Annotated in this window: 27 protein-coding genes; 10 read left to right on the top strand and 17 right to left on the bottom strand. The window is 69.8% G+C overall.

The genetic code is table 11. The annotated features are described in order from the left end of the window. The first annotated feature begins 131 nt into the window (after positions 1-131). On the top strand, positions 132-569 hold the full coding sequence (locus AW270_RS14740) for a hypothetical protein (RefSeq protein ID WP_061294896.1): 438 nt from the start codon (positions 132-134) through the stop codon (positions 567-569). On the opposite strand, the gene AW270_RS14735 is transcribed toward AW270_RS14740, so the two are convergent. From AW270_RS14735 to AW270_RS14720, 4 genes are read right to left on the bottom strand one after another with little or no spacing between them, the layout of a single operon-like run. After that, a complete protein-coding gene (locus tag AW270_RS14735) occupies positions 551-1,669 on the bottom strand; it encodes an acyltransferase family protein (protein WP_061294895.1) in 1,119 nt (372 codons plus the stop codon). The two genes, AW270_RS14740 and AW270_RS14735, sit on opposite strands and share 19 nt — an antisense overlap. A gap of 28 nt (positions 1,670-1,697) precedes the next feature. Beyond that, on the bottom strand, positions 1,698-2,633 hold the full coding sequence (locus AW270_RS14730) for an NADP-dependent oxidoreductase (RefSeq protein WP_061294894.1): 936 nt from the start codon (positions 2,631-2,633) through the stop codon (positions 1,698-1,700). Next, positions 2,630-3,022 carry a VOC family protein gene (locus AW270_RS14725; RefSeq protein ID WP_061294893.1) on the bottom strand — a complete coding sequence of 131 codons (393 nt, stop codon included), beginning with the start codon at positions 3,020-3,022 and terminating at the stop codon, positions 2,630-2,632. Before AW270_RS14725 ends, AW270_RS14730 begins: the two co-directional genes overlap by 4 nt. After that, positions 3,015-3,350: a winged helix-turn-helix transcriptional regulator gene (locus AW270_RS14720; RefSeq protein WP_061294892.1), complete on the bottom strand. Its 336-nt coding sequence runs from the start codon at positions 3,348-3,350 to the stop codon at positions 3,015-3,017. The genes AW270_RS14725 and AW270_RS14720 overlap by 8 nt, the downstream gene beginning before the upstream one ends. Before the next feature lie 57 nt (positions 3,351-3,407). Here AW270_RS14720 and AW270_RS14715 point away from each other — a divergent pair, with 57 nt between their 5' ends. Then, positions 3,408-4,226, top strand: a complete 819-nt coding sequence (locus AW270_RS14715; protein ID WP_061294891.1) for an NAD(P)-dependent oxidoreductase — start codon at positions 3,408-3,410, stop codon at positions 4,224-4,226. Here the strand turns inward: AW270_RS14715 and AW270_RS14710 are convergent. Beyond that, positions 4,223-4,666, bottom strand: a complete 444-nt coding sequence (locus AW270_RS14710; RefSeq protein WP_061294890.1) for a hypothetical protein — start codon at positions 4,664-4,666, stop codon at positions 4,223-4,225. The genes AW270_RS14715 and AW270_RS14710 overlap by 4 nt on opposite strands. Next, positions 4,663-5,121 carry a hypothetical protein gene (locus AW270_RS14705; protein ID WP_061294889.1) on the bottom strand — a complete coding sequence of 153 codons (459 nt, stop codon included), beginning with the start codon at positions 5,119-5,121 and terminating at the stop codon, positions 4,663-4,665. Before AW270_RS14705 ends, AW270_RS14710 begins: the two co-directional genes overlap by 4 nt. Before the next feature lie 39 nt (positions 5,122-5,160). Between AW270_RS14705 and AW270_RS14700 the strand changes: the two genes are divergently transcribed. Then, positions 5,161-6,075: a helix-turn-helix transcriptional regulator gene (locus AW270_RS14700; RefSeq protein WP_061294888.1), complete on the top strand. Its 915-nt coding sequence runs from the start codon at positions 5,161-5,163 to the stop codon at positions 6,073-6,075. On the opposite strand, the gene AW270_RS14695 is transcribed toward AW270_RS14700, so the two are convergent. Next, entirely contained in the window at positions 6,027-6,362 is a 336-nt protein-coding gene (locus AW270_RS14695) for a hypothetical protein (protein WP_061294887.1), read from the bottom strand. The two genes, AW270_RS14700 and AW270_RS14695, sit on opposite strands and share 49 nt — an antisense overlap. Before the next feature lie 32 nt (positions 6,363-6,394). Then, positions 6,395-6,928, bottom strand: coding sequence for a DUF6232 family protein (locus AW270_RS14690; RefSeq protein ID WP_061294886.1), 534 nt, complete (start codon positions 6,926-6,928; stop codon positions 6,395-6,397). A gap of 73 nt (positions 6,929-7,001) precedes the next feature. On the opposite strand from AW270_RS14690, the gene AW270_RS14685 reads away from it, so the two are divergent. The 3 genes from AW270_RS14685 (at position 7,002) to AW270_RS14675 (ending at position 9,670) form a co-directional block, all read left to right on the top strand. Next, on the top strand, positions 7,002-7,451 hold the full coding sequence (locus tag AW270_RS14685; RefSeq protein ID WP_061294885.1) for an MSMEG_6728 family protein: 450 nt from the start codon (positions 7,002-7,004) through the stop codon (positions 7,449-7,451). A gap of 9 nt (positions 7,452-7,460) precedes the next feature. Next, positions 7,461-7,778 (top strand): nucleotide pyrophosphohydrolase, encoded by a 318-nt coding sequence (locus AW270_RS14680; RefSeq protein ID WP_061294884.1) that lies wholly within the window; start codon positions 7,461-7,463, stop codon positions 7,776-7,778. Between the two features lie 86 nt (positions 7,779-7,864). Continuing rightward, entirely contained in the window at positions 7,865-9,670 is a 1,806-nt protein-coding gene (locus tag AW270_RS14675) for a DUF2075 domain-containing protein (protein WP_061294883.1), read from the top strand. Here AW270_RS14675 and AW270_RS14670 read toward each other — a convergent pair. Both AW270_RS14670 and AW270_RS14665 read right to left on the bottom strand, forming a co-directional pair. Further along, on the bottom strand, positions 9,639-11,489 hold the full coding sequence (locus tag AW270_RS14670) for a DUF2075 domain-containing protein (protein ID WP_061294882.1): 1,851 nt from the start codon (positions 11,487-11,489) through the stop codon (positions 9,639-9,641). The two genes, AW270_RS14675 and AW270_RS14670, sit on opposite strands and share 32 nt — an antisense overlap. 196 nt (positions 11,490-11,685) lie before the next feature. Then, positions 11,686-12,780, bottom strand: a complete 1,095-nt coding sequence (locus tag AW270_RS14665) for a carboxylate-amine ligase (RefSeq protein WP_061294881.1) — start codon at positions 12,778-12,780, stop codon at positions 11,686-11,688. A gap of 65 nt (positions 12,781-12,845) precedes the next feature. Here AW270_RS14665 and AW270_RS14660 point away from each other — a divergent pair, with 65 nt between their 5' ends. Together AW270_RS14660 and AW270_RS14655 are read left to right on the top strand one after the other, a co-directional pair. Continuing rightward, positions 12,846-13,190, top strand: coding sequence for a metalloregulator ArsR/SmtB family transcription factor (locus AW270_RS14660; RefSeq protein WP_061294880.1), 345 nt, complete (start codon positions 12,846-12,848; stop codon positions 13,188-13,190). Further along, positions 13,187-13,651 (top strand): SRPBCC family protein, encoded by a 465-nt coding sequence (locus AW270_RS14655; RefSeq protein WP_061294879.1) that lies wholly within the window; start codon positions 13,187-13,189, stop codon positions 13,649-13,651. Before AW270_RS14660 ends, AW270_RS14655 begins: the two co-directional genes overlap by 4 nt. Positions 13,652-13,692: 41 nt before the next feature. Here AW270_RS14655 and AW270_RS14650 read toward each other — a convergent pair whose 3' ends face one another. The 5 genes from AW270_RS14650 to AW270_RS14630 all read right to left on the bottom strand — a co-directional run bounded on the left by AW270_RS14650 (position 13,693) and on the right by AW270_RS14630 (position 17,972). Then, a complete protein-coding gene (locus AW270_RS14650; RefSeq protein ID WP_082801559.1) occupies positions 13,693-13,980 on the bottom strand; it encodes a PASTA domain-containing protein in 288 nt (95 codons plus the stop codon). A 27-nt stretch (positions 13,981-14,007) separates the two neighbouring features. Beyond that, complete coding sequence (locus AW270_RS14645; protein WP_169807317.1) at positions 14,008-14,994, bottom strand: right-handed parallel beta-helix repeat-containing protein; 987 nt, start codon at positions 14,992-14,994, stop codon at positions 14,008-14,010. Positions 14,995-15,054: 60 nt separating this feature from the next. Further along, positions 15,055-15,834 (bottom strand): maleylpyruvate isomerase family mycothiol-dependent enzyme, encoded by a 780-nt coding sequence (locus AW270_RS14640; RefSeq protein WP_061294878.1) that lies wholly within the window; start codon positions 15,832-15,834, stop codon positions 15,055-15,057. A 68-nt stretch (positions 15,835-15,902) separates the two neighbouring features. Continuing rightward, positions 15,903-16,397, bottom strand: coding sequence for a BP74-related protein (locus tag AW270_RS14635; RefSeq protein WP_245674717.1), 495 nt, complete (start codon positions 16,395-16,397; stop codon positions 15,903-15,905). A gap of 96 nt (positions 16,398-16,493) precedes the next feature. Beyond that, a complete protein-coding gene (locus tag AW270_RS14630; protein WP_245674716.1) occupies positions 16,494-17,972 on the bottom strand; it encodes a gamma-glutamyltransferase family protein in 1,479 nt (492 codons plus the stop codon). 163 nt (positions 17,973-18,135) lie between these two features. Here AW270_RS14630 and AW270_RS14625 point away from each other — a divergent pair, with 163 nt between their 5' ends. Next, entirely contained in the window at positions 18,136-18,540 is a 405-nt protein-coding gene (locus AW270_RS14625) for a DUF5980 family protein (RefSeq protein ID WP_157521969.1), read from the top strand. A 58-nt stretch (positions 18,541-18,598) separates the two neighbouring features. Here AW270_RS14625 and AW270_RS14620 read toward each other — a convergent pair whose 3' ends face one another. Continuing rightward, a complete protein-coding gene (locus AW270_RS14620) occupies positions 18,599-21,916 on the bottom strand; it encodes a S8 family serine peptidase (RefSeq protein WP_218009227.1) in 3,318 nt (1,105 codons plus the stop codon). A 328-nt stretch (positions 21,917-22,244) separates the two neighbouring features. Between AW270_RS14620 and AW270_RS14615 the strand changes: the two genes are divergently transcribed. Beyond that, positions 22,245-23,057 (top strand): MBL fold metallo-hydrolase, encoded by an 813-nt coding sequence (locus tag AW270_RS14615; protein ID WP_061294875.1) that lies wholly within the window; start codon positions 22,245-22,247, stop codon positions 23,055-23,057. Here AW270_RS14615 and AW270_RS14610 read toward each other — a convergent pair. After that, positions 23,046-23,927 (bottom strand): AraC family transcriptional regulator, encoded by an 882-nt coding sequence (locus tag AW270_RS14610; protein ID WP_061294874.1) that lies wholly within the window; start codon positions 23,925-23,927, stop codon positions 23,046-23,048. The two genes, AW270_RS14615 and AW270_RS14610, sit on opposite strands and share 12 nt — an antisense overlap. Positions 23,928-24,023: the final 96 nt, after the last annotated feature.

Genomic DNA, 24,023 nt, shown 5'->3' with positions numbered 1-24,023 from the left:
CCCCGACCCCCACGCCGACCCCCACGCCTTCCCGGACGCCGACCGTCTCGCCGAGCGCCACCCCGACGCCGTCGAAGACCCCGACACCGACACCGACCCCGACTCCCACGCCGTCGGCCAGCTCGGCGCCGGTGCTGGGGCTGCTCACCAGGCAGCTGTACGTCGTCACCCACCCCACCCAGGGCCACTCGCTGCTGACCCTGAGCAGAGGCGAGGCCGACAAGGCGGTGGCCCGTTACGGCTACGTCGACCAGGGCGTGTCCGTGTTCGTCTCCGGCCGCATGGCCGCCGGGCTCGCTCCCGTTCACCGGCTGGTCCACCCGACCTCGGGTGACCGCCTGTTCGCCCGCAGCGCCGTCGAACGCGACAACGCGGTGAACCGGTCCGGCTACGTCTACGAGGGCGTCACCTTCTACGCCGTCAACCAGAACACCCCGGGCACGATCGCCGTCTACCGCCTCAGGAAGGGCGCCTACCACAACTATGTCGTCGGCCCGCAGGCCCGCGACGCCGCCGTCGCCGACGGCTGGACCTACGAGCACATCGCGTTCTACGCCCGCCCGGCCTGACGCACCCCGAACAGCGCCCGCACATAGGGGATCCGCTTGACGATCTCGTACGCCGCCAGCGTCACCGCGAACGACACCGTGACGATGGCGGCGTACTTGACGAGGATCGGCGCCTGCCACCGCACCACGTAGTAGGCGGTCACCACCACGACGGGCTGGTGGACGACGTAGACGAAAAGGGCGGCCGCCGCCAGGTAGCCGTTCCGCTCGCTCCAGGCGCGCCGGTCGAGGAAGCCGAGGATGGCCACGCAGAAGAACCAGGCGGCGGCGCCGTAGAGGGCCCGGACGGCGATGGGAAGCGGCTCCAGGTCGAGCATCGGATTCCCGTCGAGGGCCATGAACCCGGGCATCCCGACGGCGAAGATGACCGCGCCGATCCCGGCGGCCAGCGGGGCGTCCCTGCGCATGGCCGCCCTCAGCCGGTCGTCGGAGGCCATGATGTAGCCGTACAGGAAGAAGACCAGGTAGGCCCATCGGTTCCAGGCGGCGAACTCCTCCTCCAGGCCGAGGAACGCGCAGATGGCGGAGATCGGCAGGAAGGGCAGCAGGATCATGCCCCGCCGGGCGAAGAAGCCGTGGTCGGCGGGGATCCACCGCGCGATCAGCGCCAGGATGAGCGACCAGGCGATCAGCATCACCACGAAATACAGGTGGCCGGCCTCGAAGTGCTCGCCGCGCACGACGAGGGGGAACTCCCTGATGTCCAGGTACACGTCGAAGAACTTCGGCAGGAACGCCCAGTAGCTCTCCGTCGTCCCGGCCCTGATCCACTGCGGGATCGGGATGATCGTCACGAGGGCGACGACGAGCGGCAGGCCGAGCCGGAGTAATCGGTCCGCGGCGAACCCGGCCGCGCTGCGCCTGTTGAGCGAGTGCCAGGCGGCCAGGCCGGAGATGAGGAAGAGCATCGGCATCGCCCAGATGACCATGAACCCGGCGAAGATCATCGTGACACCGGTGGTGTCGGCGTTCTTCACGTAGAAGTCGTCTTCCGAGTCGAACACCAGCGCGGCGTGGAAGAAGATCAACCCGAAGACCACGATGATCCTGAGCAGATCGAGCTCCGGCCGCCGCGTCGACACCTGCGGTGCGTCGTCCATGCCGCCAGTCTCGACCGGCGGGCCGGGATCAGTCGACGGTCAGCACGATCTTTCCGGTGGTACGGCCGGATTCGCCCAGTTCCATGGCCTTGGCGAGCTCCTCCAGCGGGAAGACCGCCGCGACGGCGACCCGCAGCCGCCCGGCCTCGATGAGCGCCGCGAGGCTCTTCAGCGCCGACAGGTCGGGCTCGCAGATCATCGACTCGACCCGCACCCCGTGTTTCACACCGTGATCGCGCAGGTCGGCGGCCTCCATCGAGGCGACCAGCGAGACGATGACGCCGCCGGGCCGCAGCACGGTGATCGAGCGGGGGCCGTAGTCGCCGCCGATCGTGTCGATCACCGCGTCGATCCCGTTGACGACGGTGGTGAAGTCGGCCGACCGGTAGTCGATCACCTCGTCGACGCCGAGGCGGCGCAGGAAGTCGTGTTTGGCCGCGCTGGCGGTGCCGTAGACGTAGGCGCCCCGGGCCTTGGCGATCTGCACCGCCAGGTGGCCGACCCCGCCGGCCGCCGCGTGGACCAGCACCTCGTCGCCCTCGCGGACCCTGGCCACGTCGACCAGCGCCTGCCAGGCGGTCAGCCCGGCCAGCGGCACCCCGGCGGCTTGGACGTGGTCAAGGGCGGCCGGTTTGGGGGCGAAGGTCCGCGCCGGGGCGGTGACGTACTCGGCGAACGCGCCGTGGCCCACCGGGTAGCGCAGCATGCCGAAGACCTCGTCGCCGGGTTTGTAGATCGCCACCCCCCGGCCGACGGACTCGACGACGCCCGAGACGTCCCAGCCGAGCACGAACGGCGGCTCCCCGATCAGGTAGCCGGTCGCCCGGTGTTTCCAGTCGGTCGGGTTGAGACCGGCGGCGCGCACCCTGACCAGGACCTCCGTCGGCCCGGGAACGGGCTTGGGCAGGTCGATCTCGTGCAGGACGTCGGGTCCGCCCAGGGTGTCCTGGCTGATGGCCTTCACTCGAGCTCCTCGAACAGGGTCAGTTGCAGTCCGTCGGGGGCGGTCAGCCGGGCGTTCAGCGAGTTCCACGGGGTCCGGGTCGGCGGCGCGAGCACGTCGGCGCCGTGCTCCTCCAGCAGCGCCGTCGTCGACTCGGCGTCGGGCACCTCCAGGGCGACCCTGATGTGACCGGCGACCCGGCGGCCGACCTCGACGTCGTCGATGTGCCGCGCCTGGCGGGCGTCGATGATCTCGACGGTGGCCCGGCCCGCCGACAGCAGCCGCACCTTCCCGTCGCCGGAGGAGAAGTCGGCGATCTCGGCGAGGCCGAGCACGTCGCGGTAGAAGTGGAGGGCCTCCTCGTAGTTCTCGGCCGTCACGACCAGCCGTAGTTCACGGACCTCAGTCACGGGGCATCGCCTCGATCGTCTCCATGTGACGATGGCCCCATTCCCCGAGCGGTTCCAAGGCAGCGTTCAGCGTCAGCCCGAAATCGGTCAGGGAGTAGACCACCTTGGGGGGCACCTGCTCGTACACCTCGCGGCGGAGCACACCGTTGCGTTCGAGCTCGCGGACCTGCTGGGTGAGCATCTTCTCGCTGATCCCACCGACCCGGCGGCGCAGCTCGCCGAACCGCAGCGGCTCGACGCTCAGCTCCCAGAGGATCAGCGCCTTCCACTTGCCGCCGACGACGTCCATCGCCGCGTCGAGGCCGCAGGTGTACGACCGCTTCTTCATACTTACAAAATAGTGGGTACTTGCCGGAAAGATAGCGTCCTGACGAAGATCGAACGCATGACCCCCGTGACAGTTCTCGGGCTCGGCCCGATGGGCAGCGCCCTGGCCTCGGCCTTCGCGGCCAAGGGCCATCCGACGACCGTGTGGAACAGAACCCCGGGCAGGGCCCCGGCGGGAACGCGCGAAGCCGCTTCCGTACGGGACGCGGCCGGCCCTCTGACCCTCGTCTGCGTGATCGACTACGCGGCGGCGGCCTCGATCCTCGACCCGGTCGCCCTCAAGGGCCACACCCTGGTCAACCTGACCGCCGACGCCCCTCATCGGGCCCGTGAGATGGCCGCCTGGGCCGCCTCCCACGGCATCGCCTATCTCGACGGGTCGATCCTGACCCCCGTGCCGACGATCGGGACCGCGAGCGGCGTGGTGATCTTCTCCGGCCCGCGGGAGGTGTACGCCGAGCACGAGGCCACCCTCGCCGCGCTCGGCGTCACCACGCACCTCGGCGAGGAGATCGGCCGGGCGGCGGCCTTCGACGTGGCGCTGCTCGACTTCTTCTGGACGTCCATGACCGGCCTCGTCCACGCCTTCGCCCTGGCCGGCCGGGAGGGCGTGTCACCCGGAGAGCTGGCCCCGTTCCTGACGGGCATCGGCGCGATCCTGCCGCCGATCGTCGAGGAGTTCGCCCGCGACCTGGCGACCGGCGAGCATCCCGGGGACGAGTCGACGATCGTCTCGGCCCGCGCCGGGATGGCCCACGTCGTGGAGACGGCCGACCGGCACGGGCTGGACGCCGCCGTGCTGCGGGCCGCCCTCGACCTGGCCGACCGGGCGATCGAGGGCGGGCGCGGGCGCGACTCCTATTCGGCGCTGATCTAGCGGCGGCTGAAGTCCATGGTCCAGTTGGTCAGCCAGGTCTGGCCGCCGTCCTGGGAGAAGGCCTGCTCCCAGTGGGCGGAGTCCTCGGTGATGTCCGACCAGATGAACCGGGCGTAGATCTCCTCGCCGGCGTAGAGGTCCGCGCCGAAGAACTCGCCCACCCCGTCGGTGAAGGCGCCGACGACGGGAGGCTGGAGGACGCCGTCCTTGGAGTTGGACCAGTAGAGCGACCACTCCTTCTGCTCGACGTCGAACAGGCGCAGCGTCAGGCCGGAGAACGTCGGGCAGACCATCTCGTCGATGTTGCCGCCACCCTCGAACAGCCGGCGGCTGGTGGACAGGCCGGTGAACTCCTCCCACTCACTGGCGGGGTCGAGGTAGTTCAGGCGGCGGCGGTTGAGGACGGTCCAGCTGCCGATGAGGAAGTCGAAGTCGTTCATCCGGTCAGGCCTTCCGGGAGGGAGTCGTTGAGGTAGGCGTTCAGGTCGGGGCGATCGGGGGCGAGCACGTGCCGCACCCAGGCGTTGCGTTCGTGGGTGATCGGCGGCAGTTCCCAGACGCATCCGATGAAGTCGGGTTCCAGCCGCACGAAGTGCGCCGGGTCGTCGTCGGGGCAGCCGAGGACCCGCTGGCCGCCCGCCGCGCCGGTGAACCGCAGCGCGTTGTCCCAGGCCCACGAATAGACGTTGAGGTAGGCGCCGGTGTCGCCGCCCCGGTGCAGCACCACGAACGAGGCCGACGGGGTCCCGTCGGGCTCGGGGAGCAGGTCGGGCAGCAGGGCGTAGGCGGCCTTCGCCACATGGGGTTCCGGCGAGCCCACGTGGTAGCGCTTGATGTGACGCCCGCCGAGTTCGATCGGGGGCGGCACGGTGAGGGTCTTCTCCGCGAAAGCCATACCTGGACGATAGGGAGGCTCCACTGCCAAGGTGTGTCAGTGAAGTCGAGCCGATTGCTCGCGACGGTGCTGCTGCTCCAGACGAAGGGCCGCCTGACCGCCGCCCAGCTGGCCGAGGAGCTCGACGTCTCGGTGCGCACCGTCTACCGCGACGTCGAGGCCCTGCACGCCGCGGGCGTCCCCATCTACGGAGACGCCGGCCACCAGGGCGGATACCAGCTGGTCGCGGGCTACCGCACCCACCTGACCGGCCTCAACCCGTCCGAGGCCGAGGCGCTGTTCCTCTCCGGGCTCCCGGGCCCGGCGGGCGAACTCGGCATGGGCAACGCGCTGGCCGGCGCCCAGCTGAAACTGCGCGCGGCGCTGCCCCCCGAGCTGCGCGCCCAGGCCGACCGGATGCGGGCGCGCTTCCACCTCGACGCCCCCGGCTGGTACGCCAAGGACACCTCGGTGCCCTTCCTCCAGGAGGTCGCCGACGCGGTGTGGAGCGGACGCGTCCTGAACGTGCGTTACCGCAGGTGGAAGACGCCCACCGACGTCGACCGGGTGCTGGAGCCGTACGGCCTGGTGCTGAAGGCCGGGCGCTGGTACCTGGTGGCCGGGCCGGGCCCGCGCACCTTCCGCGTCGACCAGATCCTCACCCTGGAGACCTCGGAGACCGAGTGCGCCCCGCCGGGCGACTTCGACCTCCCCGCCTACTGGCGCGAATACCAGGAACGCTTCCACACCTCGCTCTACCAGTCCGAGGCCCTGGTGCGGATCGACGGCGTCGAGCAGACTCTGCGCATCGAGTCGATCCCGAAGGCGGCCCGCTACCTGCTGTCGCTGGGCCCCGTCGCCGAGGCGCTCGAACCACCCGAGCTCCGCGCGGAGGTGGCCCGGCTGGCGACCGAGGTGGCCGCCCTCTACGCCCGCGACACCAGCGCCACGATCAGCGACGCGACCCCGCTCTGAACGATCGACAGCACCGCGTCGGTCGCTCCCCCGCCCACCGCGGCGGCCAGCGCCCGCAACCGCGAAGGCTGCTCCTGTACGGCCGCAACGACCGCCCCCGGATCGACGACGCTGCCGTCCGCCCCGATCGCCCCCTCGCGGTCGAGCCGCGCGATCAACGCCCGGAGCTCGGCCACCGCCGCCTCGACGTCGACCCGCTCACTGGCGTTGTTCACGGACACGCGGCCGTGGCCGGCCACGTTGTAGACGTCCCGACCGGCCTTGCCCCCGATGACGTGGTCACCCATGACCCGACTCCTCGTTGCCGACTAGTTGCCGACTAGTTGCCGACGCTCGCGCGCCCGTTGTTCCCGACGTTGTAGACGTCTCGCCCGGCTTTGCCGCCGAAGACCAGGTCGCCGTGGACCTGGATGACCCGCTCCGAGTCGGGCGGATCCTCGATGGCGCCGACGACGAGCCCCTCGATGCGGTGGATCTCCTGCCGGTCGGTGCCCGACAGGGCGGTGAACTGCGTCCCCGCGGTCTCGATCATCAGGGCGTATCTGGTCCGCCGGATGATCAGCCGGTAGAGGAACAGCAGCACCAGCCAGGCCCCCCAGATCCCGGCCACCGCCAGGGCGACCGGCAGGTACTCCCGCGCCTCGGGCAGCACCTCCTCAGCCACGAACGAGGCCCCGTAGGCCAGCGCCGCCACCACGACGAGCTCTCCGAGCGGATAGAAGGTCGCGAGCCGTCCCTTGTAGACGAGCCGCAACGTCTGCACACGCGAGATGTTCGCGAGCGGATACACCTCGTGCCCGATCCGCACGATCCGCTTGCTGATGCGAATCTCGCCGACACGTTTCCTGGCCATGGCCTCATGGTCGGCGCGTGTCCCACGGCGCGCTTGAGTAGCCCCCTACTCATCTCGCTCTAGCGTGAGACTGGTGCAGACCTTTCTGCCCTATCCCGACTTCACCGCGACCGCCCGCGTCCTGGACGCCCGCCGCCTGGGCAAACAGCGCGTCGAGGCCATCCAGGTCCTGCGGGCGACCTGCGTCGACGACTACGGCTGGCGGCACCACCCCGCCGCGAAGATGTGGCGCGGTTACGAGGAGGCGCTCGTCCGGTACGGCCTGGAGATCTGCGACGAATGGTGCTCCACCGGCCGGGCGGACACCTGCGCCGTGACGCTGCGCACCGATTTGGCCCGCTTCAGGGGCATCGAGGAGATCCGCCCGCAGGCCGCCCTGGGCGAGGCCGGCGAGCTGCCTCCATGGCTGGGCGACCCCGCCTTCCACCTGAGCCACCGGTCGGCGCTGCTGCGGAAGGACCCGGAGTTCTACCGTCCGCTGTTCGGCGACGAGCCAGACGATCTGCCCTATGTGTGGCCCTAGCCTGGTGCCATGACCGAGATCGAAGAGGTGGCCGCCCGGCTGCGGGCCTTCGCCGCCGCCCGCGACTGGGAGGTCTTCCACACGCCGAAGAACCTCGCGATGGCGCTGGCCGGGGAGGCGGGCGAGCTCCTCGCCGAGTTCCAGTGGCTGACCCCGGAGGAGGCGGCGTCGCTGGACGAGGAGTCGCTGGCCAGGGTGAGGTCGGAGATGTCCGACGTGGCCACCTATCTGATCCGGCTGGCCGACGTCCTGGGCGTCGACCTGATCGAGGCGATCCACGCCAAGATCGACGAGGTCGACAAACGCTACCCTCCGCTAACCTCGTAATGACCATGTGATGCGGCCCGACGGGCTTCCGGCGACGGATACGCCCCCACCCGCACGAGTGACTTCGTGCTGCCTGGGGGACGTCTGTGTCGGCGATTCGGCTGTCGGTGGAGAACCTGCTGTCCCCCGTCGAAACGGCGTTCACCGAGGCGCTGGCCGACCATCTGAGAGCCACCACCGGTCAGGGACCGTCCCCCGCCGAAGTGCGTTCGTGGCGCAACAGTCTCCCCGTGCTCGCTCACGACCTCGCCGAGGCCGGGCTGGGTGAGATCACGCTGCTGGCCGAGTACAAGCTGCCGCTCACCAGCCGCCGCGCCGACGTCGTGCTTGCGGGGGTGCATCCCGAGACCGGCGCCGACTCCTATGTCGTCGTCGAACTCAAGCAGTGGACCCAGGCCGAACTCTCAGAACTCGGCGACCATCTGGTGCTGACCGGCGGCCGGGAGGTCCTGCACCCGGCCGAGCAGGTCCGTCGCTACGGCGAATACCTCGTCGACTTCCTCGACGTGCTCACCCCTGAATCGGTCGCCACAGCCGCCTATCTGCACAACGCCATGGACTTCGACGTCGCCGACCTGGCCGGTGAGGTCTTCACCGGCAGCCGCCGCGAGGAGTTCCGCGCATTCTTACGCACGAGACTGGCTCCCGCGCCCGGCGAGACCGCCGCCGATCGGCTGCTGGGCAGTCACGTCGCGCCGAGCCGCCAGCTCATGGCGCACGCCGCCAAGGAGATCCGGGAGCGCGAGCAGTTCACCCTCCTCGACGAACAGCAGATCGCCTTCGAACTGGTCGTCCGGGCCGTCGACACCGACGAGAAGCGAGCCGTCGTCGTCACCGGCGGCCCCGGCAGCGGAAAGAGCGTCATCGCCCTGTCGCTGCTGGGCGAGCTGTTCCGTCAGGGCCGCACCACCCTGCACGCGACCGGGTCGCAGTCCTTCACTGAGACCATGCGGCGCTACCCCGCGAAGGGCAGCAGCCGTATCAAGAACCTCTTCGTCTACTTCAACAGCCTCACCGACGCCAAGCCCGACGCGCTCGACGTACTGATCTGCGACGAGGCTCACCGCATCAGGGAGACCTCGTCCCACCGCTTCACCCCGGCCGCCAAACGGACCGGCCGCCCGCAACTCGACGAACTGCTGAGCGCCGCACGGGTGCCGGTGTTCCTCCTTGACGAACATCAGGTCGTGCGGCCGGGCGAGCTCGGCACCGTCCAGGCGATCGAGGCCTTCGCGAAGTCCAAGGGGTACGCCGTCAGCCACGTCAGCCTCGACGAGCAGTTCCGCTGCGGCGGCAGCAGACACTACGAGCGCTGGGTGCTCGACCTCATGGGTCTGTCGGGTGACGGCCCCTCGCCGTGGGCGGGCGACCCCGACTTCGAGGTGCGTCTCGCCGGCAGCCCGGAGGAGCTCGAAGCGATCCTCCAGGCCAAACCGGGCACGGCCCGGATGACCGCCGGATACTGCTGGCCCTGGAGCGACCCCCGGGCCGACCTGACCCTGGTCGACGACGTGGTGATCGGCGACTGGGCCCGCCCGTGGAACGTCAAGAAGGACCGCGCGGTCGGCGACGCCCCGCCGAGCATGCTGTGGGCGACCGAACCCGCGGGCTTCGGCCAGGTCGGCTGCGTCTACACGGCCCAGGGCTTCGAGTACGACTGGGCCGGTGTCATCCTCGGGCCCGACCTGACCGTCGAGAACGACGTCCTGACCACCAGACGCGCCGCGAACCGCGACCCGGCCTTCAAGAGCACCAAGACCGTCCCGGACGCCGAGTTCGACCAGCTCGTTCGCAATGTCTACAAGGTTCTGCTGACCAGAGGCATGCGCGGCACCGTCATCTTCGCGACCGACCCGGCCGTCAGGGAGTTACTGGAGGGACTAATGCCCTGAGATGCTTCCGGGTCTGCTCGTCACAGGCGTAGATGACGACGCCCTTGAGTCCCCGTGTCAGCAGAACCTTGTACGTATTGCGGACCAGCCGGTCGAACTGCTCGTCGGAGACCGTCCGTTTTGCCAGGTCCTTATCCCGACTCGCCTCACGGACGGTGCGCAGACCGTCGCCTCGGGCGATGAGATCGGGCCCGATGATGACACCGGCCCAGTCGAACTCCAGGCCCTGAGCAGTGTAGATGCAGCCGACCTGGTCGAATCCGCCGGGCAGGGTGGCCCAGAACTGACTGGTGGGCGCCTTACCCACCCGGACGCTCTCGCCGTTGGCGTTCCACGGCCGGGCCCAGTCGCCGATCACCACGTCGTCGACCAGGCTCTTGTCCGGGAGCGGGTCGCTCCACGGCCAGCAGTATCCGGCGGTGATCCGGGCGGAGCCACCCTCGGCCATCCGGGCGCGGAGAAACTCCTCCATCTGCGCGGGTGAGTCGGCTGACCGCACGTCGAAATGCTCGTCGCCCGGCCACGGCTCCGCGCCCGGGTCGCCGTCCCACTGACCGTCGGCGGCGCCGAGGTTGAGCAGGCGGCGAACCCATCCGTCGTAGACGGCGCTGCCACCGCTGCGCCACTGCCCGTCGAGGCTGACCCGGTGATATTTGATGTTCAAGATCTGGGCCTGCGCCTCGATAGCCGCTACGGTCCCGACCTCACCAGGCTTGACTACCTGGTGTTCGTCGACGAGGAAGACCGGAACACGAGCCGCCTCCATGAGGCTCTCGATCTGCGGGCGGTCGCTGCGGCGGGCCGCGTTGTAGCGATCGTGCGACTTCGCCCGCACTCGATGCGCCTCGTCCACGATGATCATGTCGAGTCTGTTCTTGGGCGCGTTGGCATAGTCGTTGTAGTACTGGAAAAGCCCGGCGATGTCCTTGTCCCGGCCGCCGATCACCCGGCGGAACGTCTTGGTGAGCGTGCGGGAGCCGGTCACGTAGGCCACCCGATCCCGGGCGTCGGCGTATTCGCGCAGCAGCGACAGCGCGATCGCGGTCTTTCCGCTGCCGGGTCCTCCGGTGATGATGACGACCCGCTTGGTGTTGGCCTCATAGGCCGCCCGGATGTCGTGGCGGATCAGTTGGAGCGCCTCCTGCTGTTCGTCGAGCAGGACGAACTGGTCGCGACCCCGCAGCACGTCGGCGGCCCGGTCGAGCAGCTCACCGGTCGGCACCATCGCCCCCTGGGCCAGGATGTCACCGGCGACCTGACCGGGCTCGTCGGAGAATCGGCTGCGGAGGTAGGTGATGAACGCGCCGCGTTCGCTCCGGCAGAACAGCGGCACCTCCTCGGTCACCGACTTCTGGTAGAGGTCGCGGATGTCCTCGTGCTGCGCGTTCTGCAGGTAGACGACGGCGCTCACCGCCTCAGGGCGGCCGTCGAGCGCGGAGCACGTCTCTCGGAGCTGGTCGCGATATCCCCTTGCCTGGACGGCGGGGTGGCTCTGGTGCGGGCGCATCCCCGGCACGTCGACCAGCCGGTCGTTCTCCTCGAAGAGCGCGGCCTCGCTCCATTGCTTGAGTTCCACGACGACGTAGGAGACCTTGCCCCTGGAATCGAATCCGGCCAGCACGACGTCGGCCGAGCTGCGTTTATTACCCGGCATGGGGAATTCGACGAAGACTTCGAGTCTTCCCCGTTCGGCGTCCATCAGGGTCCGGGAGAGGTCGGAGAGGCTGTTGATCCAGGCGCGCTTCTCGGATTCACCCGGGGTCCGGCCGGTCACGGCTTTGACCTTGGCCGCGAGGGCCGCGATGAAGGTTCGCTCCACAATGGATTTCGGCTGAAGAAGCGAATCATAGAGACTTTTGGCAGACAACCGCTCGGCGGGAGCCGGAACGCTCGCCACGGATTCCCCCAGGCAGCACGAAAGGACTTCGTGCGGTATGGGGGCATGTCCTCAGAGGGAAGCCCGTCGGGCCGCAGCTTCGACCGGAAGAAGATATCTCACGAATTCGCGCCGAACACTAGGAATGTGCAGTCTGCGCGGCCAGCATGTCGACGACCGCCAGTGGCCCGCCCTCGGTCGCCGCCCGTCGTTGCCGGTCGGCCCCCGTGCCGGCCCGTTTGACCCAGTCGACCAGCCGCCGGGCCTCGTCATAGTCCCCCGACTCCTCCAGCGCGCCGCGCACGTGTGACAGCAGCCCGTCGAGGAGGGAGACCGCCGGGACCTCGCGGCCCTCGGCCGGGGAGACGCCCGCTCCGGCCAGGCCGTTGCGGGCCGCGTTGAACAGGGCCGCCGTGGTGACGGAGTCGGGGACGTCATGACCTTCGCGGCCCGCCGCCAGTTCGGTCAGGGAGGTCTCCACCAGCGCCCTGGTCAGCAGCGCCTGGAGCAGGGCGTCGTCGACCGAGCCGGCGGCGTCGGCGGCGCGGACCTCGATGGTCGGCTTGCCGACGCCCAGTCTGGCCAGCCAGAACGTCATGGCCGTGTCGACCAGGACGCCGCAGTCGACGAGCTGGCCGACCGTGCGGTCGTAGTCCTCCGGGGAGGCGAACCAGGGGGTGACGCCCGCGCCGGGGAACCTCATCTGCTCGGCGATCCGCCAGCTCGCGAAGCCGGAGTCGCGGCCCCTGTCGTACGGGGAGTTGGCCCCCAGAGCCACCAGTGTGGGCAGCCACGGACGCACGTGGTTCAGCACCGCCACAGCCGTCGACCGGTCGGGCACGCCCACGTGGACGTGGCAGCCGCAGCACTGGTAGTCGCTGATCGTGCCGCGGTGGGTGCTGACGATGTCCGCGAAGCGATCACCCGGGGAGATCGGCGGGATCGAGCCCGTCAGCACGGGGGTGCCCACCGAGACCAGGCGCAGACCGTGGGAGCGGGCCGCCTCGGCCAGGATCCGCCGCGCGCGGGTCAGCTGGTCGCGCAGGCCGGAGAGGTCGTGGCAGACGGCGGACGCCCCCTCGACCTGGGTCTGGAACAGCTCGGCGCTGAAGACCCCGCCACGGACCGGATAGGGACCGGCGTCGGCCAGCACCTTGTCGACCTCGGGGGCGGGTTCTCCCGTCACCCCGTCGACCAGCAGGAACTCTTCTTCGACGCCGAAAGTGCGACCCATGCGGGTCCCCTACCCCCTCTGCGCGGGTTATGTAAACGCGTAACCCATGGGTTACACTTCCTATCATGGACCAGGCCGCGGAGGCGATCGCCGACCCGATCAGACGGGCGATTCTGCGCATGGTCCGCGACGAGCGGCTCACCGCCGGAGAGATCGCCGCCCGGTTCCCCGTCAGCCGGCCCGCGATCAGCCGCCACCTGCGGGTGCTCCGCGAGAGCGGCCTGGTCACCGACGATCCCGACGGGCGGCACCGCTACTACTCGCTCAACCCCGAGGGCCTCACCGAGCTGCACCGATGGCTGTCGGCCCTCATGACCCCCGCGGGCTGGGAGCAGCGCCTCGACGCGCTGGAGACCGAGGTCCACCGGGCCCGCCGCGACCACCGCCGCGACAACAGGGAGACCGCATGACACCGACCGGACGGCTGTTCGGCGCCGACCTCCACCTGACCCGCACCTTCAAGGCGTCCGCCGCCGACGTCTGGGCCAGCGTCACCGAGTCAGACCGGACCGCCCGCTGGTTCGGGCCCTGGCGGGGCGACGCCGATCCGATGATCCAGGTCCAGCTCACCTCAGAAGAGGGCGCGCCCTGGACGGACATGCGCGTCGAGGCCTGCGAGCCGCCCCGGCGGCTGGCGATCTCCTCGGTCGACGACCACGGCACCTGGCACCTGGAGCTCTTCCTCACCGAGGCCGACGGGGTGACCGAGCTGCTGTTCGTGCAGCACCTGACCGACGTGACGGGGGTCGCGGACATCGGGCCGGGCTGGGAGTTCTACCTCGACGCGCTGGTGGCCTCGCGCGAGGGCGCGCCGAAGCCGGAGTGGGACGACTACTACCCGGCGATGAAGGCCTACTACGAGAGCCTGTGAGACGCGGCGGGGAGCCGCCCTTCGAAGGCGGCTCCCCGGTGCTACGGCAGTTCCTCCGCCAGGCCGCCCGCCGGAGGCCTGGGGTGACGTGGTTCGCGGACGCCCGCCGAGCCGCCCCCGCGGTCGCTCGTCCACACCTTGACGGTGCCCCAGCGGACCACCCGGGCGCCGGGGAGCGGCTCCTGCTGGGTCACGATGCCGTGCATGACCGATTCGGGGCCGTCGGGAGACGGGCCGATCAGCAGGACGCCCGCGTCGTGGCCCGCCAGCCATGCGTTGAGTGCCTGCATGCCCCGGAAATCCGGGACTTCCACTTCGATCAGGTTCATGCGACCTCCCGAACCCGATCGTAAGTGTCATTTATTACATGCACCCTTTTTGAGGAGTGGCCCTCCGGTCACCTTGTTGTCACACGCGATGGTGTTTCCGCCGACGGTGTCGTTGATTCCGACACCCCTCGCGCCGGAAAGGTTGATGACGTTCTTCCGGAAGACATTCCCGGTTCCCCAGCCGTCGACGATCTCGTGGGTCTGAAAACCGTCGAGCGGGGTCCGGCGGCCGCGATTGCCCTCGATGACGTAGTCGTTGCCCTTCACGTCGACCCAGGAGTCGTTGGTACCGTCGTCGACCAGATCGGAGCCGTCGAAGACGTTGCCCACGATCCAGCCGCCGCGGGTGCCCTCTTTGACGTCGATGGCCTCGGCGGTCGATCTGATCTCGTTGCCGCGCACCCAGTTGCCGTCGCTGCGGTCCATTCTGCCGCCGGTGTAGGTCTTCCAGTTCGACTCGGCGGTGCCGATGTAGACGCCCTCACCGAATTGCGGTTTGCGCAGCCCGGTGTTGTAGACGCGGTTGTACTGCACGATGTTGGACCTGCTGAAATTGCGCAGATGAATGGCCTCGTCGCCGATCGAATGGACCGTCAGCGACTGGATGACCGACCCGGTGGTGCGGTCGGCCATCACGCCTTTCTGGCTGTTCTTCACGGTGAATCCGACCAGACGCCAGTAGTTCGCCCGGTCGATGTGGAAACCGTAGCCGCCTTTCGGGCCGCCGCCCTGGATCACGGAGGCGGCGGTGCCGCAGAGGAAAACCGGGCGGTTCTTCAGGCCTGATTTCCTGGCGACGAAATTGCCCCGGTAGACGCCGGGGCGCATCTTGATCACATCTCCCGGGCGGGCCGAGGCAAGCGCGCTTTTCAACTGGCCCGCGCTTCCCACGGTCTTGGTCGGGCGCGGGCATTTCACCATTCCCGGCCCGGACGGCGCGGCCTGGGCGGGGCCGGCGACCAACACTCCACTGCCGGCGATGATCAGCGCACCGGTCCAATATTTGATCCTCACCGTGAGCATCCTGTCAGCGGAGTCACACGGGTCACAAGTTTCGCCGACCCGTTCTAATGATCAGAATCCTGGGAAAACCTTGCGAAGTTCGTCCAAAGTGACCGAACCGGTCAGCTCGACGACCGGCGGGGTGTGCTCGGGCGCGTGCCGCCCGGTCACCAGCCGCAGCCACCACTCGGCGGGGGCGGTCAGGACGCCGTCGGGCTCGGCCGGGACGTCGACGATCTCCGCCTGCTCCCCGATCGCCAGCCCGAACGACCGCTCCGGCGAGGTCACGTGGACGGCCAGCGTGACGGAGCGGCCCAGCCGGTCGGCCTTCGCGGTCCAGCCGAGCATCCCGCCGATCCGCTCCAGCAGGATGTCGACGGCGTCCTCGCGCAGCGACGCGGCGGGGTCGAAGGCGACCTGGACGTCCCAGGTGTGCAGGGCCAGCTCGCTCAGCCGGAACTTGGCGAAGGTCTCCACGTCGAGCGGGTCGGTCGGGAACCACAGCGCGATCCGCAGGCTCTCCCGGGTCGCCGGGTCGAGCCCCTCCAGGCGGCCGATGTGGTTCTCGTTGGCGTCCAGGAACGCGTTGGCGCGCTCCGCCGGGGACATCGCGTCCCAGCGCGCCCAGATGGCGCGGATCGCGTCGCCCTCGGGGGCGCCCGTGCCGTTCAGCGCGCCTTCGAGGGCGGCGAGGTTGATCTCCGCGCCGCTGCCGAGGTGGCTCAGGACCTGGGAGACGTCCCAGTCGGAGGCGCCCGACTGGCGGACGAGGTCCTCCGGGGCGAAGGCGCGGACCTGCGCGGCGAGCTCGTCGTAGGTGGAACGCAGGGTTTTCGTCGCCTGGTCGGTCATGAGTGGGGTTCTCCGTGTACGGGGGAAGGGGTCCCCAACGCGAACGCCGCGGACCCCGCAGATCATCCCTAAAGCTTCACCGAGGGGACCTCGGCGACCAGCCGCGAGGTCCACGGGCACCAGAAGCAGCCCGGCAGGAACGCGCCGCAGGCCTCGTCGAGGTGGTCTTCGACGTACTGGGTCGTGGAGTCGCAGACCTCGATCGCCATCTCGAAGAAGTCGATGGTGGAAGGGTCGAGGTGGAAGCTCCACTGCGGGTTGTACGCAGCCGGGCGCTTCGCGATGCGGCCGAAGACGTGGATCCGGTTCTTCTCCTCACCCTTGAGGATCTTCCGGGCGTGGTCGATCTTCGCCTGGTCGGTCAGCTCGATCGTGAACCTCCGCCGTTCGACCGTCTCCATCTGGAAGCGGACCGGCGCGACGGCCTTCCCGGTGATCGGCGTGGCCGACGCCGCGGCCCTCTGGGCGGACGTGCACGTACCGGCGGAGACCGCGGCGGCGGGAGCCGCCGTGACGAGGCCCGCGGCGAGGACGGTGAGGGCGACGAACGAGGCCTTCAGCATGAATGCTCCACAAGGTCAGGGGTCCCGTGGGGGGACCCACCGACCCCTGTCTCCCTCCGTCGCGTCAGCCCCACACGTCACTTGACCGAATCATGATCAACAACCCAGGGCCGCGCCGATCCGGGCCCGGGGGTCGGTCGCGCCCGCCAGCATCCCCGACGGCAGCACGTCGATCAGATGGGCATGGCCGAAGCCGTCGCCGTAGTTCTCCTGGACGACCCGGTGACCCCGCTCCGCCAGCTCCCAGGGAGCGCCCTTCTCGACCTCGACGACCTGCTCGCCGGTCCGCCAGGTGTCGAAGCCGGTCTCCGAGCCCAGGACCCACCGGGACGCGCCGATCACCTCGCCCGGGGTCTGGCCGTGGACGAGGAGCCGGGTCACCAGCTGGAGGAGGATCTGCGGCTGGGCGTCGCCGCCCATCGTGCCGATGACGGTGCGGAGGGAGCCGTCGTCGTTCGTGATGAGGGCGGGCGACAGGGTGTGCGGCGGGCGGCGGCCGGGGCCGTACTCGGCCGGGTGGTCCTTCTCCAGCGAGAAGCCGATGCCCCGGTTGTGCAGGTTGATGCCGGTCGACGGCTCGAACAGGAGGCTGCCGAAACCGGCGGCGTTCGACTGGATCAGCGAGACGCCCATGCCGTCGGAGTCCACGGCGCACAGGTAGGTGGTGTCGCCCTTGGCCGCGGGGGCCCGCAGGCCCGTGCCGACCAGGGACCGGCGGGCCCCGGCCGAGTCGAGGGGGGCGGTCGCGTCCTCGTGCAGGACGTCGAGACGGTCGTGGCCGGCCGCGCGGGCCGACTCGATCAGGAGGTGGGCCCAGGCCGGGTCGGCGGGGTCGGCGGGGAGGTCCAGGCCCTCCAGGATCTCGAGGGCGAGCAGCAGCAGGTAGCCCTGGGAGTTGGGCGGGATGGTGTGGACGTCGTGGCCGAACACCCGGGCCGACAGCGGGGTCACCCAGTCGGCCTGGTCCCTGGCCAGGTCGTCGTCGGTGTACTCACCCGCGCCCAGCTCCAGCAGGCCCTGGCCGAACTCGCCCTGGTAGAAGGCGGCGCGGCCGTCCTTGGCGACGGCCTCCAGGGTCCTGGCCGCGCCCGGCCGCCTGATCGGGTCGCCGACCGCCCTCACCGACGCGTAGTCGCTCTGCAGCGAGCCGATGAACGCCGCGCCCGGGGCCAGCAGCGGGGAGGCCGGGAAGCCGTCCGCCGCCAGGCGGATCGCCGGGGCCAGCACCTCGGCGAGCGGCAACCGGCCGAACCTGCCGTGCAGGGCCAGCCAGCCGTCGACGCAGCCGGGGACGGGGACGGATCTGATGTCGTACAGATGCGGCATCACGGTCTTGCCCTCGGCCCGCAGCCGCTCGGGGTCGGCGCCGCTGCCGGCGCGGCCCGAGGCGTTCAGGGCGTGGACGCCCGATCCGTCGTGGACCAGCGCGAACAGGTCGCCCCCGAGGCCGCACATGTGCGGCGCGGTGACCGCCAGCACCGCGTTGGCCGCGATCGCCGCGTCGGCGGCGCTCCCACCCTTGCCGAGCGCACCGACCCCCGCAGCGGACGCCAGGTGGTCAACGGTGCAAACCATGCCGTTCGGTGCATACCGGGTGGAAGTCATAGCAGGACTTTACGTGGCGGCTGATTGAACCTTTCATCCGCCACCACCGCACCTTTCATCAGGAAAGTCCCTATCAATCCGAAATAGTTGAAACATCTAATAATGACGGCACCGCACCACAAGCATCCTGGAGGTGTCAGTGAAATCGCTCAACCGTGCCCTGACCGCAGGTCTGCTCATGGCGACGTTCGCCGCCGCCGCTGCCCCCGCGTCGGCCTCGACGTGGACCCTGCGTGATCTCGGGCAACGCATCTGCGTCGACTCGGTCTACGGCCGCTCGACGTACTTCCTGGTCTCCGTGGACGGGACGTGGTCGTCGACCATCGGCGCGACCATCCACGACCTCCCGCCCGGCTCGACGACGTCGGGCACGTCCCCCATCCCGCCCGGCTCGAACAGCTCGGGAACCGTGCAGACCGCCGTCGGGGTCAGCATCCCGCCGACACCGGTCGGCGTCTACACGGCCCGGCTCCAGGCCACTGACGGGACGGACACCCAGAACGTCCCCCTGACGGTCGACGTCCGGGCGAGGTGCTGATGTGTGACAGGAAAACGGGCCCGGCGGAGAACCGCCGGGCCCGTTCACCGTCGGGTGACTACTGGACGGTGATCTTGTCCACTTCCTGGGTGACGCCGTTGACCTGGTCGGTGACCACCGAGGTGGTGACCGAGCCGACGCCGGTGATGGCGCCCTTGACCTTCATCGTGTAGGTCAGGGTCTCGCCGGGCGCCCCCGGCGTGCTGGCGATGGTGTAGTCGGACGACGGGCCGGTGCCGGCCGGGATCTGGCTGCCCGCCGTGCCGTCGGCGTTCTCCGCGCCCACGGTCAGGCCGTACGCGTCGCCCGGGTAGGGGTAGGCGCTCGGGTAGGCGAAGCTGACGTCCTCGGTGCCGTTGACGCCGATCCACGTCTGGAACGTCCGCAGGGTGTTGGTCCCGTAGAGGTTCAGACGCCACTCGACGACGATCCAGTCGCTCACGCCGTCGGTCAGCGTGGTCGCGTAGACGCCGGGGGCGGCGGTGCCGTCGAGGTCGGTCCAGAACGGCGCGAGGACGCCGTTCGGGCGGGTGACGTCGGGCAGCGTCTGCGGGGTGAACTGGATGTCCGCCGAGCCGTTGCTGCCGCCGGCCACGAGGTAGCCGTTGGACGTGATGCCGATCCGGTTGAACGTCTGCCCGGCGAACTTGAACGACGGGACGTTGAAGTTCACCGCCTGCTCGTCGCCGACCGGGGTCGGCGGGGTGCCGAACGCGTCGAGCGGGATGTAGCCGAACAGCCCGCCCGGCGTGATCACCGGCGCGTCCGGCTGGCGGCCGTCGAGCGTGGTGGTGACGGTGGCCTCCTGGCTGCTCACCTGGGTCGCGCCGGTGACGCTGTTCAGCCGCAGACGGCCGTCGAGCACGCTGGTGGCGGTGACCTCGGTGTCGTCCAGGGTGCCGTTGCTGACGGTGACGGTGCAGGTCGACTCGCCGGTGTTCTTGGCGATGGTCGACGGGGCGCACGTCTGGTCGACCGGGATCGCGCCTTCCTGGCGGTAGAACGCGACCGGGATGTGGTGGTCCTTGTTGCCGTCCTCCTGGCGGAGGTCGATCTCACCGAAGTACTGGCCGTCCGGGACGTCGGTGGCGCTGATCGTGATGGTCAGCTCCTTGGTCCCGCCGGCCGGCACGGTGAAGCGGGCCGGGGTGACGGTGATGGAGGTGCCCGGCGAGGTGTTCTTGCCGCGCGCGGTGTACTCGACCTGCTGGCCCGTGACGTTCTTGACGGTACGGGTGGTGGTGATCTGGCCCGGCATCGTCGGCGCGTTCACCGACGGGATGTTCAGGTCGATGCGGTTCAGCGGGTCGGCGGCGGAGGCCGCGAAGTCGGCCGCGGTCTCGTCGATGGTCAGCACCGAGTTGTACGCCTGGCTCAGGTCGATCCGGCCGCCGCCCATGTCGAACGGGTCGGCCGGGGTGACCCGGTCCTGCTTGGTGACGTTGGTCCGGGCGGTGGTCTCCAGGGCCGACTTGACCTGGCCGGGGGTGAAGCCGGGGTTGGCCGCGAAGACCAGCGCCGCCGCGCCCGCGACGTGCGGGGACGACATCGAGGTGCCGGCGATCACCTGGTAGAGGTTCCCGGGCGGGCCCTCCAGCGGGGACTCCGGCGTCGGGGTGTGACCGGCCAGGATGTGCAGACCGGGGGCGGTGACGTCGGGCTTGAGGAAGTCGCCGCCGGGGCCGCGCGAGGAGAACGTGGTGATCACGTCGCGCTGCCAGTTGGTCTTGGTGCCCTGGGTGAAGCTCGCCGTCGCGCCGGGGGTGGCGGCGAGGTGGGCGAGCAGGACGTCGGTCGCCGGCTTGTCGATGTGGACGGTCGGCAGCCAGTGGTTGTCGGTCATGATGTCGAGCGGCGTGCTGTTGTACAGGATCATGCCGACCGCGCCGCCCTGCTTCACGTTGAAGCCCTTGAGCACGCGGTTCGGGCCACGCTCACACGCCACGATCTTCCCGCTGAACAGGCCGGCGGGCGCGGGGGTGGTGCACAGCGCGTTGCTGTACGGCGGAGCCGAGGCCAGCACGACGGGGGTCGCCGCGGCGACGCCCGCGGTGATCGAGGCGCCCTTGATGACCGGGCCGCCACCGCTGAAGGTGATGGTCGACTCGAAGGTCCGCTTCTGGGTGTTGGCCGCGACCGTGGTCACCCACGGCGAGCGGTGGTCGGTCGTGGACGCGCCGGGACCGGAGTTGCCGGCCGAGGCCGCCACGAACACACCGGCCGCGTAGGCGTCGAGGAAGGCGAGCTCGACCGGGTCGGTGTACGGGTTCGCCCCGCCGGAGATGGAGAAGTTGATCACGTCGACGCCGTCGAGGATCGCCTGGGCGACCGCGGCGGCCGAGTCGGTCTGGTAGCAGCCCTCGGCGCCGCAGACCTTGTAGACCGAGACCATCGCGGCCGGTGCGATGCCGTGGGTCGCGCCGCGCGAGATGCCCAGCGGGTTGGCGTCCGTGACCGGGCCGCCGGCGGCGGTGGTGGCGGTGTGGGTGCCGTGGCCGTTCGAGTCACGCGCCGAGTCGGGGTAGACGTCGCCGCCGACCACGAGGTTGTAGGTGTCCAGGAACGGCTGGCCGCCGATCAGCTTGTTGTTGCAGACGAAGACGTCGGTCGCCGGGGTCAGCGGGTTGTCGCCGAAGTCACAGGTCCGCGGGGTGCCGTCGGCCTTGGCCGGGGGCGTCGGCAGGCCGGGCTTGTCGGCCATCATGGGGTGCTCCGGCCAGAGACCGGAGTCGAGGATGCCGACGATGACACCCTTGCCCGAGTTGGGCGCGCCGCCGAGCGAGTTGTAGACGGGCGTGGCGTCGATGGCCTCGCTCTCGTCGGTCGACAGCGGCTTCTCCAGGCCGTCCCGCTGCACGGCCGCCACACCGGGCAGCTTCAGCAGGTCCTTGGCCTCGTTGGCCGGGACGGTGAGCGCGACGCCGCCGTACACCGTCCGGAGCTTCTGGCCGACCTTGGCGCCGGCGACCTCACCGGGCAGCGCGGCCAGGAACTTGTTCTCGATGCTCTCGATGTGCTTCACGTACTTCTCGGCCGCGGCACTGTCGGGGTCGAGATTCTTGCCGGTGACGCTCGGGCTCGTGGCCGCGAACCCGCTGATCCCGCCCTTGTAGGCGGCGAGCGAGTCGTAGTCGAGCTTCACGGCGACGTTGACCGGCGCGGACGAGGTCTCCTTGAGCAGCGCCTCGTCGCTCTCGGCAAGCTGGCCGGTGAGCGACTTGGCCCCGACCACCACATCGGTGGGGGTCAGCGGCGTCGCGGTGAACGACGGGGTCGCAGACGGCGTCGGGTCGGCGATGGCCGATCCGGCCGGGACCAACGCAGCCACCAGGCCGACCGCTGCGGCCGTGGCGACGGTCAGTCTTAACCTTGACACGAAACCTCCATGGGTGCTGAGGGACTCGTCACCACACGCAGAGGAATCGCGCCACCCCCGGGGACGTCCGGAAAAAGGACGTGCGAAAGGGCCGCAACCCTCCCCGGTGGTTGACGATAACCAGACCGTTCGGCTTAGAACGTTCCGATCTGTCACGGAGTTTAGTTAGATCACATATGTCCCGCTAGATGAGATATTGCCAAGTGGTGTGTCCACATTGGGACGGTCCGCGTTTCCCTTAAGGGATAGCGCTCCACCTGCTGTTTCGGGTACGGACGGGGCGGTGTGTCGGCCACTGGGGGGACATGTCGACCGGCAGCATTGACTCGTGAGCAAGCGTGCGAGTGAGCAGAATCTGCCGAGGCGCGAAGGCGCGGCCACGGTCCTGGGCGGCCCCACGACCGTCATCGACATGGGCGGCCTGCGCATCGTCGTGGACCCCACTTTCGACGACCCGGGACCGCACGGCTACCTGACCAAAACCCTTCCTCCCGTGGCGGACGAGGCGGCGCTGGGCCCCGTCGACGTCGTCCTGGTCAGCCACGACGCCCACCCCGACAACCTCGACGACCGAGGCCGCGCGTTCGCCCAGGCGGCCCCGCTCACCCTGACCGTCCCCGGCACCGCCGCCCGCCTGAACGGCCGGGGCCTGGAACCCTGGACGACGTTCACCGTGCTCCGCCCCGACGGCGGCGGCGACCTTTTCTTCCTGGCCGTCCCGGCCGTCCACGGACCGGAAGACGGAGAACGCGACGCGGACGGCTTCGTGAACTGCGAGGTGACCGGCTTCGTATTGTCCGGCCGTGGCCTGCCGACCGTTTATGTGAGCGGCGACAACGCGTCAATGCGCGTTGTGGGCGAAATCGCCCGCGGTGTCCCGGAAATCGACGCGGCAGTGCTGAACGCGGGCGCGGCACGCGTCCAGGGCAAATTCCGGCAGCGCCCGGTGTCGATGGACGGGCGACTGGTGGCCGCGGCGGCGGCGGTTCTGGGCGCGGACGTGGTGATTCCCGCCCATTACGACGGCTGGACGCATTTCACCGAAGGGCGCGCGGAGGTGGAGAAGGCTTTCGACGAGGCGGGCCTGTCGTCACGCCTCCGCGCGGCCGACCACGGGACCTGGTCGGACCTACGCGCCTGAGAGCCGGGCCAGCTGCGCGGCGTCCCGGCCAGGAGAGACACCGAACGCCTTGCGATATTCGCGGCTGAACTGCGACGCGCTCTCGTAGCCGACGAAATAGCCGACCTCCGCCACGTTGCCCGACCGGGTCATGAGCAGGGTCCGGGCCGCCTGGAGACGGATCTGCTTCTGGAACTGGACCGGTGTCATCGACGTCGCCGCGCGGAAGTGCCGGTGCAGGGACGACGCGCTCATGCCGCAGAGATCCGCCAGATCGGCGATGGACAGCTGCTCCCGGTAGTGGTCGCGGATCCAGCGGATCCCCCGGGAGACGCGGGCGAGGTTGCCGTCGACGAGGCCGATCTGCCGCACCAGCGCACCCTGGTCGCCGTTGATCAGCCACCAGAGGATCTCCCGCTGGTATCCGGGCGCGAGCACGCGCAGGTCGTCCGGCCGGTCGGCGACGCGCAGCAGGCGTACGACGGGATCCAGCAACTCCGGCGTGGCGTCGCTCACCGCCATCCCGGTGAACGCCCCGGGTTCGCCGCCCGCGCCGTGCTCCAGCAGCAGTGGCGCGATGGCGGCCGGGCTCAGCGACATGCTGAAGACGGTGAACGGCCGGTCGGGGCTGGCCTCCAGGGCCTGGCCGACCACCGGCAGGTCGACCGACACGACGAGGTACTGACCGGCGCGGTAGTCGTAGGGGACGCCGTTGAGCACCGTGCGCTTGACCCCCTGCGCGACGATCGCGAGCGACGGCTCGGAGATCGCGCCGACCGGCGGGGTCGGCCGGTCCACGGACGCGAGGGTCACCCCGCCCGGGATCTTCCGCTGGCCGCCGTCCGGGGTGAGGCGCACGACCAGCCGCCGCATCTCGTCCAGGAGGTCCATGCGCGCCAGTCAACCATGACAGGATCGGGCAACGCCGCGGCAGGATCGGGCTCACGGCAGGGCGGGCCGGCTTGGTGAGATGGCCAGGTCAGCAGC

Source organism: Herbidospora cretacea, from assembly GCF_001570605.1.
GTDB classification, from domain to species: domain Bacteria; phylum Actinomycetota; class Actinomycetes; order Streptosporangiales; family Streptosporangiaceae; genus Herbidospora; species Herbidospora cretacea.
Note: the sequence above shows the minus strand (reverse complement) of the source record. Positions and strands in the feature narration are given on the sequence as shown.

Bases quoted from the DNA above. Each gene is read 5' to 3' on its own strand.
- AW270_RS14655 (WP_061294879.1), top strand. From the start codon at position 13,187: ATGACACCGACCGGACGGCTGTTCGGCGCCGACCTCCACCTGACCCGC.
- AW270_RS14630 (WP_245674716.1), bottom strand. From the start codon at position 17,972: ATGGTTTGCACCGTTGACCACCTGGCGTCCGCTGCGGGGGTCGGTGCG.
- AW270_RS14640 (WP_061294878.1), bottom strand. From the start codon at position 15,834: ATGACCGACCAGGCGACGAAAACCCTGCGTTCCACCTACGACGAGCTC.
- AW270_RS14635 (WP_245674717.1), bottom strand. From the start codon at position 16,397: ATGCTGAAGGCCTCGTTCGTCGCCCTCACCGTCCTCGCCGCGGGCCTC.
- AW270_RS14720 (WP_061294892.1), bottom strand. From the start codon at position 3,350: ATGAAGAAGCGGTCGTACACCTGCGGCCTCGACGCGGCGATGGACGTC.
- AW270_RS14660 (WP_061294880.1), top strand. From the start codon at position 12,846: ATGGACCAGGCCGCGGAGGCGATCGCCGACCCGATCAGACGGGCGATT.
- AW270_RS14690 (WP_061294886.1), bottom strand. From the start codon at position 6,928: ATGGCCAGGAAACGTGTCGGCGAGATTCGCATCAGCAAGCGGATCGTG.
- AW270_RS14650 (WP_082801559.1), bottom strand. From the start codon at position 13,980: ATGAACCTGATCGAAGTGGAAGTCCCGGATTTCCGGGGCATGCAGGCA.
- AW270_RS14705 (WP_061294889.1), bottom strand. From the start codon at position 5,121: ATGGCTTTCGCGGAGAAGACCCTCACCGTGCCGCCCCCGATCGAACTC.
- AW270_RS14680 (WP_061294884.1), top strand. From the start codon at position 7,461: ATGACCGAGATCGAAGAGGTGGCCGCCCGGCTGCGGGCCTTCGCCGCC.
- AW270_RS14735 (WP_061294895.1), bottom strand. From the start codon at position 1,669: ATGGACGACGCACCGCAGGTGTCGACGCGGCGGCCGGAGCTCGATCTG.
- AW270_RS14710 (WP_061294890.1), bottom strand. From the start codon at position 4,666: ATGAACGACTTCGACTTCCTCATCGGCAGCTGGACCGTCCTCAACCGC.
- AW270_RS14610 (WP_061294874.1), bottom strand. From the start codon at position 23,927: ATGGACCTCCTGGACGAGATGCGGCGGCTGGTCGTGCGCCTCACCCCG.
- AW270_RS14715 (WP_061294891.1), top strand. From the start codon at position 3,408: ATGACCCCCGTGACAGTTCTCGGGCTCGGCCCGATGGGCAGCGCCCTG.
- AW270_RS14695 (WP_061294887.1), bottom strand. From the start codon at position 6,362: ATGGGTGACCACGTCATCGGGGGCAAGGCCGGTCGGGACGTCTACAAC.
- AW270_RS14665 (WP_061294881.1), bottom strand. From the start codon at position 12,780: ATGGGTCGCACTTTCGGCGTCGAAGAAGAGTTCCTGCTGGTCGACGGG.